The sequence below is a fragment of the Anabaena sp. AL09 genome, assembly GCF_001672255.1.
Taxonomy (GTDB): domain Bacteria; phylum Cyanobacteriota; class Cyanobacteriia; order Cyanobacteriales; family Nostocaceae; genus Dolichospermum; species Dolichospermum lemmermannii.
This window is the reverse complement of the sequence record NZ_LJOQ01000058.1, coordinates 72,491-86,633: the sequence shown is the minus strand read 5'-3', so window position 1 is coordinate 86,633 and position 14,143 is coordinate 72,491. Positions and strand designations below refer to the sequence as shown.

Sequence of the window (14,143 nt, the reverse complement as noted above, 5' to 3'; positions counted from 1 at the left end):
CTTCCCGAACTCAGAGGTGAAACGCTGCTGCGGCGACGATAGTTTAGGGGTAGCCCTCCGTGAAAATAGCTCGATGCCAGGTTTATTATTTCAACTAAAAAACCCTTCTCTATGAGATAATGGAGAGGGGTTTTTTATCATTTATAAAAGCAATTTTAGTCTCAAAACCACTTTATATTAAATAAATTCTTAAACCACTTATCCTTCCCCATGATAGATTTGCCAATGGGATGAGATGGAAAATCTCTTACATCCATACTGAAGAACCCCCATATTGGTTTGATTATTAATGTATTGATAATCATAGATATGGAAATTAACAACAACATTAATAACAAACAAACTAAGCTAATTGGGGAAATCAAGGGATAAAATAACCATACTGACGGACTATGTTCAATAGTGTTAAAACCCCGCCAGGAAGAATCTTTACTCGTATCAAAAAATAAAAGATTGCGACAATCCAATACAAGACCAACGGTGGCACTTAAAATACACCCAACGGGAATTCCTATGACAAAATATTGGATTGAATCAGAAGTTACACTTTTATTTTGGAAAGACATCCAAAGCAGTATTGCATTTCCTGTGAATAAACCAAGTAATAGCCAATTGAAGATAAATTTCCACCGAAATCCGACTTGATCTTCATCCATTTTGTGTTCTTCCTGTGAATCCTTATAATTAATTCTCAGGTGAACTTTAAGTAAGGAAGTAAAATTCACTTTTCTTAAAATTCACCAGCTAATGAAAAGGCGCGAAATTTACTGTTTAGTTGTAGTATTTGCTCCTGTCTTTCCATTGTTGAAACGCCCAATCACGCGAAAAATAGCCAGATTAGTCCGAAACAATGGTCATTGTTATTTTCCTAAAGTCCACCCCGTCCCTTTACATTTCACGCATTGCTGCATCTCTCTTGGAGCGCCAGGAGGACACTTGACTTGGCCTGTCCCACCACAGATATCGCATTTACGCTCCATTCTTTCTTTTGGATTCTCTGAAGGCTTCTCATTTGACATGACTGACCCCTAATTAATTTTGCACAGACAATTCACATTGAGTCAAAGTTTATTATTCCTTGTTGTCATCTGTCTATTGGAAAACATCTGATTTTATCGGGAGATTTATTACAAAATTTTACGATTTTATACGTAAAATATCGGTAAAAATAGGATTATTGTTTGCTATAATTACTGAAACCTTTACCCTATATAGTTTTTATGACTGTAGACGAAGTTGTAAAATTTGTTGATAAAATGGTATTTGAAAAAACGGGAAAACATCTAGATGATATCCAAACTGCTGTAGTTGAAGGTACATGGAAAAGACAAACTTATGATTATATTGCCAGCGAATATAATCTTTCTAGCAGTCATGTAGGAGATGTAGGATCTGAATTATGGCAACTTTTATCGGAAATATTACATGAAGATATAAAAAAAACTAATTTTCGTTCTACATTGGAAAGGATATATATTAAATCATCTCAAATGCCAAATATTTATATTGGTAATAATCATTTTAATTTTAATTCGCAAACATTAAATCAATCTGATAAAGAAGATGATAAAAGTAATATAAATACTGAATCTAAATTATCTATTTACGACTTAACTCTAGCTCCTGAAATTATAAAATTTCATCAACGTGGAACAGAATTAGAAAAACTCTCTGATTGGATATTTAAGCAAAATACTCGTTTGATTTCAGTATCAGGATTATATGGAATTGGTAAAACTACTTTAGTTAAAAAATTTATTGATTTAAACTTACATAAATTTGCAGTGGTTATTTGGAGAAGTTTAAAATATCCTCAACCTTTAGATTTATTTGTTAGAGGGTGTTTGAATGTTTGTCAAGAAGAACCTCAAGGAACTTTAGATAAACAATTAAAGCAATTATTTAATATTCTTACACAGCAGAAATGTTTAATTATCCTTGATGATTTACAAAATATATTTATCCCTGTTAAATTTGCAGGACAATACAAAGTTGAATATCAAGATTATCAAAACTTTTTTACTATGATAACAGAGATTAAACATCAAAGTCATGTAATTGTGATTAGTCAAGAACAATGTTCAGAAATGGAATACTTAGATGATGAATTATGTCCGATTAAGTCTTCAGAGCTATCAGGATTATATAATGTTGATATTCTCCAAAATAGAGGATTAAAAGATGAAAATAATTGGTTAAACTTAATTGATTTATATGCAGGTAACTTGATTGATTTAAAAAGTGTGAGTATCTTAATTAACAAGAATTACGATGGTCAAGTTGCTGATTTTTTAGCTGAGAATACTTTGCATATTACTAATCAGATGCAATCTCGTTTTAGGGATGTGTTGAACCATTTATCACCCCAAGAAAAAGAAATAGTATGGCATTTAAGTAAGTTTGATATACCTATTACTAGAGACTCTTTAAAAGAGGGTTTAAATTTATCTGTTGTTGATTTTAATAATGGGTTACAGTCTTTACAAGAAAGGTATTTAGTAAGGAAAGTAAGAAATAATACAATCTTGTTTCAATTATCTTCAGTTTTTAGGGAATATGTAAGAAATTATTGTCAAGATTTAGGTCATATTTGTTGATATATTTTAAAACAGTTAGATCAGATAATTCCTAGTTACTTGCTATATGCAATATCGTCGTTTTGGTAAAACTAATTTACATCTTTCTGTTTTTTCCTTGGGAACAATGCGCTATTTAACTGATAGTGAAAATGTCCAACAGACCATTGAAAAAGCTTTATCTTTAGGAATTAATCATTTAGAAACAGCTAGAGGTTATGGTGATAGTGAAGCATATTTGGGTAAAGCTATAAAAGCTGGTTTATCAGTACCCCGTAATCAAATTTATATTACTACTAAAATTCCCCCAACACCAGATGCTGACACTATGCGTCGGTATATTGATGAATCTTTAAATCGCTTGAATTTAGATTATCTGGATTGTTTAGGAATTCATGGATTAAATACTTGGCAACATTTAGAATGGGTACAAGCTAAAAATGGCTGTATGCAAGCTGTGGAGGAAGCTATTAATGATGGGAGAGTGCGACATATTGGGTTTTCTACTCACGGTTCATTAGATGTAATTTTAGCAGCTATAAATACAGATTTTTTTGAATTTGTTAATCTTCATTATTACTATTTTTTTCAACATAATGCCCCTGCAATTCAGTTAGCAACAGAAAAAGATATGGGCGTTTTTATTATTTCTCCTGCGGATAAGGGCGGAAAATTATATACTCCACCCCAAACTTTAAAAGAACTCTGTTATCCATTCACACCATTAAATTTAAATTATCGTTTTTTGCTAAGTGATAACCGCATTAATATTTTGAGTATAGGACCAGCAAAACCAGAAGAGTTAGTAATATCTCCAGAACTTTTTGATCATCCAAATGAATTAACTAAAGCTGAAATTGATATTTTTGAAAAATTAGAAAATCAGCAAAATGATGTTTTACTAACTGATAAATGTAGTCAATGTTATGATTGTTTACCTTGCCCAGAAAATATTCATATTCCCGAAGTTTTAAGATTACGAAATTTAGCCCTAGCTTATGATATGAAAGATTATGGAGAATACCGTTATGGAATGTTTGAAAATGCCGGTCATTGGTTTCCAGGGATGAAAGCTAACCGTTGCACAGAATGTGGTGATTGTTTGCCCAAATGTCCAGAAAATTTAGATATTCCTACTTTGCTAAAAGATACCCATGAAAGATTGCAGGGGAAAGCAGGAAGAAGATTATGGGGATAAATCCAAAATCTAAAATCTAAAGTTATTTAACTTTTACTTCTTCAACTTCTGCTAATGTTTCCATAGTTAGCGGTGTAGACTGACTAGCACCAGAAAGAAGTTTTAAAAGATTAGGACGGGAATCATATAATAGATAGATAATGCGATCGCCTATTTCCCATTCTTGAGTAGCCGACATTACCTGTAAACGTTCTTGTCTTTCTAACAACAGTGGTACTAAAATCCCATCTCGAATTTTTTCTTGTATATGTTCTTGTTGAGAGTCAAATTCTGCCGCATTTAATGTAGTTGTTCCCAGCTTCACCTGTCCATTCATCAAATATTCATTCCAAGTTTTTACTGGTAAATCAGAGACAAAAGCTTGATCAACTTTACTATTCTCCGAAGGAGATCCTTGAGGATGTCGGGGGAATATGGCTAAAACACGGGGAGGATTAAATTCCTCAGCAGCCCGTTGAGCTAAAACAAAATTCACTTCACCATTACTCGTGATAGCTAAAAAAGTCCCCATTGAACCAATCCCAGCTTCTTCCAGTATTTCCCCGTCCAAAGCACTACTAGCAATTACTCGGAGATTTTGGGCTTCAGCTTGGGCTAAACGTTCCGGGTCAGTATCAATCATCACTACACTTTCTCCCCGTTCTTGAAAAAAGCGGGCAATTAATAAACCCAAGGGATTACAGCCCACAATTACCGCCCCAGTTGCATCTTTAGAGGTAATTCGTAACCATTTAACCAACCAGCCAGCGGTTAAACCTTGGCAAAAAACCGTCATGATAATTGTCAAAAAGACTAAAGCTTTAATCGAATCACCACCATTAACGCCCCTCTGCGTCAGTAAAATCGCAAATAAAGACGCTACAGAGGCGGAAACTATGCCTCTGGGTGCAACCCAACTTAAAAATAGTTTCTGTCGCCAATTTAGATCACTATTCCAAGTACACAAAATAATGTTAATGGGGCGAACGACAAACATTAACACCAAAACGGTGAATAAACTCCCCCAACCTAAAGCCAAGACACTGGCAATAGATAAATCAGCCGCTAGGAGGATGAATAATACAGAAACGCTGAGAATTGTCAGTTGATTTTTAAAGCTTCGCAATAAACGCTCTTCGGGAACTGAAGAGTTAGTAAAAACCGCACCTGCTACTACTGTGGTCATAATTCCCGATTCAGAGCGAATCATTTGCGCTAGGGCAAACAACACCCATAAAACTGCCAGTACAACCAGATTTTTCAGTTCAAAGGAAATGAAATTGGCGCGTTTAAACATCCAACTCATTAAATATCCACCAACGCCACCAATGCCCGCACCCACAGCGAAACGTAAAATTAGACCAATAATGGCATTAATGGGGTCTGTATCACCGTTTAAAATCGTATCCAGGACAACGTAAGCCAGGATAGCTCCCACTGGATCTATTAAAACTCCTTCTCCTTCTAATAGCGTTGCTACTTGTCTATCTACGTTAATTTGTTGAATTAATGGACCAATTACGGTCGGTCCGGTGACAACAACAATGGACGCATAAAGAACTGCTATATTCCACGGAAATTCGCCTAGCCAGTGGGCAGCAAGACTTCCCCCTAGTAGGGTGATCAGGGTTCCCAGGGTGACGAGTAACTGGAGACTGAGGGAAACTTTGCCCAACTCCTGCCGATCTAATTTGAGTCCACCTTCAAACAAAATGATTGCTGTTGCTAGGGAAACAATCACTTCCAATCCTGTGCCTAGTAAATGCGGTTGTAATATTCCCAGCCCGTCTTTACCTAAAAGGATGCCTAAGAGGAGTAGTAAGACGATGCTGGGTAGTTTGAAATATGCAGCCATTACCTGGGCGCTAATGCCTGCAAAAACAGTGATCACCATCTGGAGGGTGATTTCAAAAGGTGCTTCCATATTGTAGATTTTGAGCCATTGATTTCAAAATCCTCTCTAAAGAATCATAAATATTAACTTTACAGAAATATAGTGGCAAGTTTGAACGCCCTGTAGCAGAAACTAGAAATTTCTCAAGAATTTATTGTTTTTGACAAAAGGACAGGGTTAATAGTCCAGAAATATTCCCCCTGCTCCTTACTTTGTGGCTTCTTCACCTCCTCTAAAAAAATCTTTCCAAAACCTCTTGACATTCTCAAAAAAACCCGCTATATTATTAAAAGTGAAGAGAAACCAGCCCCCATCGTCTAGAGGCCTAGGACACCTCCCTTTCACGGAGGTAACAGGGATTCGAATTCCCTTGGGGGTATTATAAGAGGGATGGAGGAAGAATTTTTCTTTTTCTGTCCCTTTGATGTTTTTATGATTCCTATGTTGGAATATTTACAAGATTTAATTTTGTTATACTCAATACGGCTCAATAGGTAGGGGTTTAGCACTGCTAAACCCTTACACATCCAAGTTCTTTGTAATCTTGCAAAAGTCCATTTCCCAACAGTGTTTAGTATGGACTATTGTGTCAATTGCTTGTATATACCACAGGCTAATTACTACACGATTAGTTTACAAATCTTCATTGAGACGGTGTTTAATAATTTATACTATGCAGTGTAATTATTCAGGAGCTAGGAAAGAAATAGCCAACAATTACCGCTATATTATAAACAATTAATCATGGAAACATCAAATTTTGTTTATATTTATGATGGCAAAGTCTAAAAAGTTTCGTTGGCAAAAAACTAAATATTCTACCTTATCCCGAAAAATAGACATTTTCAGGGCTGCGGCTAAATTTATGTTATTTCTGTGGTGGGATAGTATTTTTCCTCAAGATTCTTTAGAACATAAGAAAAACCGCGCTACTTGGTTGGTGAATACTTTAATTGATTTAGGTGCTACTTTTATTAAAATTGGTCAAACTTTGTCCACTCGTGCCGATTTATTGCCCTTAGAATATATAGAAGCTTTGGGAACTTTACAGGATCAAGTTCCGGCTTTTAGTAGTCAAGAGGCAATTAATATGATTGAATCAGAATTAGGTAAACCTCTACAATTTATCTATAAAGAATTTGAATTTAATCCTTTGGCTGCTGCTAGTTTAGGTCAAGTTCATAAAGCGACATTATACTCTAACGAAGAGGTGGTTGTTAAAGTTCAACGTCCGGGTTTAGAGGCTTTATTTAATTTAGATTTTAAAATATTATTACAGTTAATTAAGTTTTGCAATAAATATTTTGCTGGGGTAAGAAAGTATAATTTACAATCAATTTACAATGAGTTCTTTGATTTGTTATTTCAAGAAATTGATTATATTCAAGAGGGTAAAAATTCTGATAAATTCAGAGATAATTTTCATGGATATCCGCGAATTATTGTCCCTAAAGTCTATTGGCAATATACGACAACGAAGATATTAACTTTAGAATATAAACCGGGAATTAAAATTAATGATAAAGCGGCTTTGGAAGCCTGCGGAATTAATATTCATCAGGTAAATGAAACGGGGATTTGTTGTTATTTAAAGCAACTATTACAAGATGGTTTTTTCCAAGTTGATCCCCATCCAGGGAATATGGCAGTCAATCCAGATGGTAGTATTATCTTCTATGATTTTGGCATGATGGCAGAAATCGGAATTTTGGATAAAGATCAAATGATTAAAACCTTTTTTGCTATTTTAAAAAAGGATAGTAATGAGGTTGTAAATACTTTAATGAGTATGGGATTACTTGAACCTGTCCCAGATATGACTCCAGTAAAAAGATTAGTCACATTTTTATTAGATAAATTCACCGATAAACCTTTAGATATTAAAGCATTGAGTGAGGTAAAAATTGAACTTTATGAAATGTTTGAACAGCAACCATTTCGCTTACCTGCTCAAATGACATTTATTTTAAAAGCTATAACTACATTAGATGGTATTGCCAGGACTTTAGAGCCTCAATATAATCCTACAGTATTATCCCAGGCATTTATCAAAAGTCTGGCAGTCACAAAAAGTAAAGGAAGTACAATCGCTCAATTAAGCCATCAAGCTAGGGATTTTATTCAATATCAACTGACAAAACCGAATAAAACCGAAGTTTTAGTTAAGAAATTAGAGGAAAGAATTGAAAGGGGAGAGTTACAACTAAGAGTTAAAAATGTTGAAAGCGATCGCATATTAGGACGAATTTATCTAGCAGTCAAAACATTAATTTATGCTTGTTTAACAGGGTTTAGTCTGTTGACGGGGTTAATTTTGATCATCGTCAAGTATCATAATTGGGCGATCGCAATTTTTTGTGTATGTGCTTTTTGTCTATATTTATTAGTTAAATCGTTAATGAAATTAGCAGTGATAGAGAAAATAGAAAAAATGGGTAAAAAGTAGCTAAGTAAGGATTGCAGACTATTAGGTGAACATGATATTTGAGAATTTGATATTGAGTGAATCTGACATTTAGGATATCCTGTCTCGAAGTAGAGATAAACCGTAATTCCTCTATAATTAACCCGGAAATCTCAGGCTTTGCATCCGAATTAACACGGTAAACCTGAATTAATCCAGGAAATTGTCTTAAATAAATCTAAAAATTAGTATTTTACCCAGTTACTAAGGTAGCGTCTGGGTAAAATTAACTAAAATTACCGACTAATCAAGCAAACTCTCAAGACTCAGAGGAACCATATCACCATTCCTCGTCAATCCCAATAACATTGACTGTTGTGATGCAATTAATTTACCTGTGAGGACACAACGCTCATCTTGTTGGGCTACAGCAGCAATACTAGCGCGAATATCAGATTTAGAAAAACGCGGTTTCCACTCACCTGATTTTTGCTGGATATAATTCCAGAGAATATCTCGAATTAGAGACTGATATCCCTGATTACCAGCGATATCTTTAAGTTTCTCCTTGAGTTTCCGTTCTAGACGAATACTGGTAACTTCCATATCAGTTGTTGGGGTGCGTGTAATGGTCTGCATGATTTTTTCTCCTTATAGGTATAGACAGGATAGTAATACAAGTGTAGTATGTTTAAAGGAATGTTCAATAGGTGAAATTTTCTGTGAAATCCATTTATCCCATCTCTACCTCTTCACAAGCAACCAAACGCCTCGGCAGTTGGGAATTTGCTGCTGCGGACGTGGAGAATTTATTTATGGGCAAGGATAGCCAACATCAAGGGCAAAGAACAAAAGGCAATTATGATTTTAAATATCCCAGCATGAATTTGCTGAATACAAAACCACAAATAGAGATCAAACGCGGGAGGTACAGGTAAAGAAATGCTGTACCAAAATAAGACGAAAACCATCAGGTCAATTGTTAACCCCCGCAGCGTCTAAGACAGAACCGGGGGTTTTTTTATAAGGAGTTAGGCTGTGACAAGCGCAATCCAAGTATTAGAGCAATCTGTAGTCGTGTTTTCCCAGAATTACTTACCACTGTGTCGGATAAATATCAAGCGGGCGATAGTGTTGCTAGTCAGCAATAAAGCCGAACCATTAGAATTTTCGACAGAAGACGGTTGGTTAATTCACTCATCTCGATTTGTGCTGTCTGTACCCAAGCACATCCGCTTAACAATTGCTGCTACGGAACGAATGTGGAAAATTCCGCCAGTCAATCGTCGGGAGGTTTTACGACGAGATCATAGCAGTTGTCAATATTGCGGTACTAACAAACATCTCACCCTAGATCATGTTATCCCCCGATCTAAAGGTGGCCGACATACTTGGGATAACGTAGTCATAGCCTGCGAAAAATGTAACTCTCGCAAAGGCAATAAAACACCCGCTGAAGCTGGAATGCCTTTGCGGAAATTACCGAAAGCACCTATTCACCCAACGGTGATATTTGCTGAGAAGTTTTGGAATGATATGCAAGCAAACCTGGAATAACAGGAGAGCAAAAGGAATGCTGAAATTAACTTACACCGAAAACTGTTTTTATTTAGAGTGTCTCACTCAATCTCTTGAGGAATGGGTAGCCCAAAGAGTGATTTTGGCACTGCGTGTCAGTCAAACTTTGCGGATTGAACCCACCACAGCTTCCTTTATGCTACCTCTTGATTTGCCAGGAGTAGAAAGACTAAAAGCCGAAGTAAATCGCCATGATAGTGAAATTATGGGCTTATCTAACTGTGATCCTGAATACTTAGAAGTTACCCTCGATGGTTCTTGGTTATCTGATGGTAATCATGATGCTGTCGGTGTATTTGTCACCACTATGAGCTATAGCACGGAGTTTTTTTTGTATAAACTTTGGCAAGAGTCTCAAATTTGTGCTTCTGTGGTCACTGAGTAAGGATGATCATGGCTGCATTTCTAAAAGTTCAGGAACTGTAACAAATCGGTAGCCTTGCTGTTTGAGTCCGCTGACGATTGCTGGCAAGGCTTTGACTGTTCTTTCCCGATTTCCGCCACCATCGTGCATTAACACAATTGCGCCGGGTTTAGCATCTCTGATCACATTTTTCACAAATACTTGATATTTTGCCCGCGGATCGGTGTCTGCTGAAGTCACTGACCACATAACAACGGAGTTTTTCTGACTTTTAGCATAAGCAGCTAATCCGTTGTTTAAATAGCCTCCAGGGGGACGGAAAAATGATGTTTTGACACCTGTTGTTTTATAGATTAATTCATTTGTTTTTTCAATTTCACTTTTAGCTGTGGCTTCATCCATCTTTCGATACCAATGATGCCAAGTATGATTACCAATAGCATGGCCTTCAGCTACAACTCGTTTAGCAATTTCGGGATTTTCTTGTAAGGCACTTCCTACCCAAAAGAATGTAGCTTTTACATTATTTCGTTTGAGGATATCTAACATTTCTGCGGTGGTTTTTGGCCAGGGACCATCATCAATAGTTAAAGCAATTACTTTCTCTTTATTGCTGGGTTCAACTTTATAGATAGTTTTTGCTTGATATTTAGCTGGGACAGTAAAATCTAGGTTTTCAACTTTAGTTAGTAGTTGTGATTTGGGATTAATTTGATTAGTCGGAATGGCAACTTTTAAGGGTTCGTTATTGGTTTTTAATTGGCGTGGATTTGGGATGTTAGTACAAGCTGTAAAAGACAATGCTATTGCGGCAATAGCAATTACTTTTAGTCTTTTATTGTGGTTATTTGTGGGAAAGGAATTATAATTTTTGGGCATAAAGTTCTGTGATATATTCTCCAGGTTGGGAAATTGAAATCTTCCAAAATTAATAAAAAACTTAGTTGGGTAAGGATTTGACTAAATCGGCAGTTAGAAACTGCATTTACAAAAGTCATCAAAAGCGGGGTTTCGCAACTTCTAGGATTTTTTTATTGGGATGAGATTTATCTATTGAATATTACAGCCAATTCTCTCTAAAGATTGATTAAGAAAATATTTAATTCAATTAGTATTTATAGGCACAGTCAATAATCACAGTAAAATGAGTGGACAAATGTCAGAAACATATCAAGCAGAGCGTACCATCTCATCTATATTTAAAGAACAGAAACAAATTGATGATGTAATTCATCGGTTACTAGATAGAGGCGTTTCCAGCGATTATATATCCGTCTTGGGCAGAAATTTTCAATCAGAAACCAGAATTGCTGGCTTTATTACTAAGCGGGATGTAATTTTGGGAGGATTAAGAACTGGGGCGATTTTTGGTTCTTTATTTGGTTCTTTCCTTAGTTTATTAACTGGTGTCGGTGTATTATTTATTCCCTTTGTTGGTCCAATTGTGGCAGCAGGTCCGATTGGAGCGATATTATTAGGGGCCGCAAGTGGAGCGCTCGCTGGTAGTGCTGGGGCAGGTTTGGTATCAGTTCTTACTGCCTTGGGGATGTCAGAAGACAAAGCTACGGTTTATCAAACCCGCTTAGAAGCTGGTGAATTTTTATTAATGATCGAGGTCCCGATCAATCGGAGTGGCGAATTTCAATTACTATTGGAAAGTTCAGGTGGTGAAGAAATTAATATCATTGGCAAAACACTACCTCATCCTTGTCCTGGAAAATGCAAAAATTCAGATGATTTATCTCCTGAAGTTCGCACCCATCTTTCACCAGAAGCTCAGAATATATTCATTGAACGCTATAATACTGCACTGAATGATAATATGGACAAACTTACATCTGAACAAATGGCTTGGGATGAAGTTCATAAGCGATTTGATGAAGATGAAAATGGCGTTTGGTCAAAAGTTAAAGTTTTGCGATAGGATGTTTTCCTGATTGGAAGTTCCTAAAATCTTTAAATACAAAAACGCACCAAATCAAAAGACTTGGTGCATTTTCGATTAGTTTTTAGATGGGAGCGGGGGGGCTCGAACCCCCACGACCGTTTAAGGTCAACGGATTTTAAGTCCGTAGCGTCTACCATTCCGCCACGCTCCCGTAAGGTTATTTACTGTTTTTGAGGCAGTATTCACCCGCTTGTCTGTTATACCACTAATTGCTTTTTTTTGGCAAGTAGATTTTAAAATTTTATTTGCTAACGCTAATATTTGACATTTAGCACTGAAACAAAATTTTAGGTTAGCCATTTAGCTCACGCTTAATGGCTGCAAACAATTATATCATAAGTTTCGATTTTTGGGCAATTTATTTTTGGGGGATGGAAAATAACACAATTAAATCAACCAGGAATAAATGAACCACGAAGGAGCGAAGATCACGAAGGTAAGAGGTTTTGAGAGATATTTCGCGTCAGTTCTGATAATTACTGATTTCCTCAACTTAGCCATTGGGCATATCATGGGAAGTGAATGCACCAAATATAGTTCAAATTGCGGTAAGGAATATGGTTGTAGCACTACTGTATCTGAGTTTGGCTGGCGCTTATTTGCTGGTAATCCCCATTGCTGTCTTTTTCTACTTGAGTTTAAGATGGTATACCTGTGGTTCTGTGGAACGGGTGTTTATGTACTTTTTAGTGTTCTTTTTCTTTCCGGGGTTGCTAGTTCTCTCCCCGTTTGTGAATTTGAACCCCCGTCCGCGAAAAATTGCTTAAATTAAGATTGGTAGGTCATAATTCTCATGCGACGTATTGACGCGATTGGTATTGGCTTCGGCGTTTTTGTCGCCGGTGGCTTGGCTTATGTGGGTTTGCAAGTAGTAGGTTTAGATAGTCAGAATGCTGGTATCTGGAGTCAAGTTTTCTTGATTGCTGGCTTAATTGGCTGGTTATGTACCTATCTTTTCCGCGCGATGGGGAATAAAATGACCTACCATCAACAACGGGAAGCTTATGAAACGGCTTTTTTGCAAAAGCGGCTTGATGAACTTTCTCCGGAAGAATTAGCTAAACTGCAAGCGAAGATTGAAGAGGAAAAAGAATCTCAGGTTTAGGGTTATTATTGTTCAGTGGTTTGTTGACAAATGACCACTGACCACTAACTACTGACTAGGTGAAATGACTGCTATTTCTCGTTGCTTTGAAAATTTGAGACGGAATCAAGAGTGCGCGTTGATTCCCTTTATTACGGCTGGTGATCCAGATTTAGAAACTACTGCTAAGGCTTTGCAGGTTCTTGATAATTCTGGGGCTGATATCATTGAGTTGGGTGTCCCCTATTCTGATCCTTTGGCTGATGGTCCGGTGATTCAGGCTGCGGCTACTCGCGCTTTGGCACGGGGAACTACTTTAGAGCAGGTATTAGAGATGCTCAAGGGGCTTAGTCCGAGTTTGCGATCGCCGATTATTTTATTTACCTATTACAATCCGATTTTATATCGAGGTGTTGATAAGTTCTTGGGGCAAATTAAAGATGCTGGGGTAGCAGGTTTAGTTGTGCCTGATTTGCCTTTGGAAGAGTCAGCAGGACTCATTAAACCAGCGGCGGAGATGGGAATAGATTTAACCTTATTGGTAGCTCCTACGAGTTCTCCTGAAAGAATAGAAGCGATCGCTCGCGCTTCCCAGGGATTTATCTATTTGGTCAGTGTTACTGGTGTCACCGGAATACGAACCCAAATGCAAACACGAGTTGGTGATTTACTCCAACAAATTCGCAATGTTACAGATAAACCCATCGGTGTCGGGTTTGGGATTTCTGATCCTGAACAAGCGCGACAAGTGAAAGCATGGGGCGCAGATGCAGCAATTGTGGGTAGTGCCATTGTGAAACGACTGGCAGAAGGTACACCAGAGCAGGGATTAGATGCGATCGCTCAATTTTGCCAAAGTCTCAAGATAGCTATCAAAAATCCCTCTTAAACCCAAGGGAGAAATTGCCAAACAGTGTATTTTTTTGTTATTTTTTAGTGGACAATTTGACTGTGATCGTCTTAAATAATAACAGCATATCTTAGGATAGACAAAAAAACTAACTGATACACTGGTTTATCTTGACCCTTAACTTAAATATACTATCAAAGTAGGCAAAAAATTATGCGTGTGAGAGTGTGTCAGTCACAACTGAGTTACTGTTCTGTAGTATTTGAGG

14 protein-coding genes and 2 tRNA genes are annotated in these 14,143 nt (G+C 36.8%); 11 read left to right on the top strand and 5 right to left on the bottom strand.

All coding sequences use genetic code 11. From position 1 onward, the window contains the following. Nucleotides 1-161: 161 nt before the first annotated feature. Nucleotides 162-656 (bottom strand): hypothetical protein, encoded by a 495-nt coding sequence (locus AN490_RS11950; protein ID WP_300003440.1) that lies wholly within the window; start codon nucleotides 654-656, stop codon nucleotides 162-164. 564 nt (nucleotides 657-1,220) lie between these two features. Here AN490_RS11950 and AN490_RS11945 point away from each other — a divergent pair. Both AN490_RS11945 and AN490_RS11940 read left to right on the top strand, forming a co-directional pair. Next, entirely contained in the window at nucleotides 1,221-2,597 is a 1,377-nt protein-coding gene (locus AN490_RS11945; RefSeq protein WP_300003438.1) for an NB-ARC domain-containing protein, read from the top strand. Between the two features lie 46 nt (nucleotides 2,598-2,643). Continuing rightward, nucleotides 2,644-3,774, top strand: coding sequence for an aldo/keto reductase (locus AN490_RS11940; protein WP_300003436.1), 1,131 nt, complete (start codon nucleotides 2,644-2,646; stop codon nucleotides 3,772-3,774). 22 nt (nucleotides 3,775-3,796) lie between these two features. Here AN490_RS11940 and AN490_RS11935 read toward each other — a convergent pair whose 3' ends face one another. Then, nucleotides 3,797-5,677: a cation:proton antiporter gene (locus tag AN490_RS11935; protein WP_300003434.1), complete on the bottom strand. Its 1,881-nt coding sequence runs from the start codon at nucleotides 5,675-5,677 to the stop codon at nucleotides 3,797-3,799. A 276-nt stretch (nucleotides 5,678-5,953) separates the two neighbouring features. Between AN490_RS11935 and AN490_RS11930 the strand changes: the two genes are divergently transcribed. Together AN490_RS11930 and AN490_RS11925 are read left to right on the top strand one after the other, a co-directional pair. Then, a tRNA-Glu gene (locus AN490_RS11930) sits at nucleotides 5,954-6,026 on the top strand. A 393-nt stretch (nucleotides 6,027-6,419) separates the two neighbouring features. After that, nucleotides 6,420-8,093, top strand: coding sequence for an AarF/ABC1/UbiB kinase family protein (locus AN490_RS11925; RefSeq protein ID WP_300003432.1), 1,674 nt, complete (start codon nucleotides 6,420-6,422; stop codon nucleotides 8,091-8,093). 261 nt (nucleotides 8,094-8,354) lie between these two features. On the opposite strand, the gene AN490_RS11920 is transcribed toward AN490_RS11925, so the two are convergent. Beyond that, entirely contained in the window at nucleotides 8,355-8,690 is a 336-nt protein-coding gene (locus AN490_RS11920; RefSeq protein WP_168634247.1) for a ribbon-helix-helix domain-containing protein, read from the bottom strand. A gap of 83 nt (nucleotides 8,691-8,773) precedes the next feature. On the opposite strand from AN490_RS11920, the gene AN490_RS11915 reads away from it, so the two are divergent. From AN490_RS11915 to AN490_RS11905, 3 genes are all read left to right on the top strand, one after another. Then, entirely contained in the window at nucleotides 8,774-8,989 is a 216-nt protein-coding gene (locus AN490_RS11915) for a hypothetical protein (RefSeq protein ID WP_015078841.1), read from the top strand. 100 nt (nucleotides 8,990-9,089) lie between these two features. Next, nucleotides 9,090-9,608 (top strand): HNH endonuclease, encoded by a 519-nt coding sequence (locus tag AN490_RS11910; protein ID WP_148761764.1) that lies wholly within the window; start codon nucleotides 9,090-9,092, stop codon nucleotides 9,606-9,608. A gap of 16 nt (nucleotides 9,609-9,624) precedes the next feature. After that, entirely contained in the window at nucleotides 9,625-10,014 is a 390-nt protein-coding gene (locus AN490_RS11905) for an alr0857 family protein (RefSeq protein WP_015078839.1), read from the top strand. A 6-nt stretch (nucleotides 10,015-10,020) separates the two neighbouring features. Here AN490_RS11905 and AN490_RS11900 read toward each other — a convergent pair whose 3' ends face one another. Further along, complete coding sequence (locus AN490_RS11900; protein ID WP_300003429.1) at nucleotides 10,021-10,872, bottom strand: polysaccharide deacetylase family protein; 852 nt, start codon at nucleotides 10,870-10,872, stop codon at nucleotides 10,021-10,023. A gap of 277 nt (nucleotides 10,873-11,149) precedes the next feature. On the opposite strand from AN490_RS11900, the gene AN490_RS11895 reads away from it, so the two are divergent. Beyond that, a complete protein-coding gene (locus tag AN490_RS11895; RefSeq protein ID WP_015078837.1) occupies nucleotides 11,150-11,917 on the top strand; it encodes a ChaB family protein in 768 nt (255 codons plus the stop codon). 90 nt (nucleotides 11,918-12,007) lie between these two features. Here AN490_RS11895 and AN490_RS11890 read toward each other — a convergent pair. After that, nucleotides 12,008-12,092, bottom strand: a tRNA-Leu gene (locus tag AN490_RS11890). Between the two features lie 406 nt (nucleotides 12,093-12,498). On the opposite strand from AN490_RS11890, the gene ndhL reads away from it, so the two are divergent. From ndhL to trpA, 3 genes are all read left to right on the top strand, one after another. Beyond that, nucleotides 12,499-12,708 (top strand): NAD(P)H-quinone oxidoreductase subunit L, encoded by a 210-nt coding sequence (ndhL, locus tag AN490_RS11885; RefSeq protein WP_080683924.1) that lies wholly within the window; start codon nucleotides 12,499-12,501, stop codon nucleotides 12,706-12,708. Nucleotides 12,709-12,734: 26 nt separating this feature from the next. Then, complete coding sequence (locus tag AN490_RS11880; RefSeq protein WP_015078835.1) at nucleotides 12,735-13,046, top strand: DUF3007 family protein; 312 nt, start codon at nucleotides 12,735-12,737, stop codon at nucleotides 13,044-13,046. 64 nt (nucleotides 13,047-13,110) lie between these two features. Continuing rightward, a complete protein-coding gene (gene trpA, locus AN490_RS11875; protein WP_300003424.1) occupies nucleotides 13,111-13,914 on the top strand; it encodes a tryptophan synthase subunit alpha in 804 nt (267 codons plus the stop codon). Nucleotides 13,915-14,143: the final 229 nt, after the last annotated feature.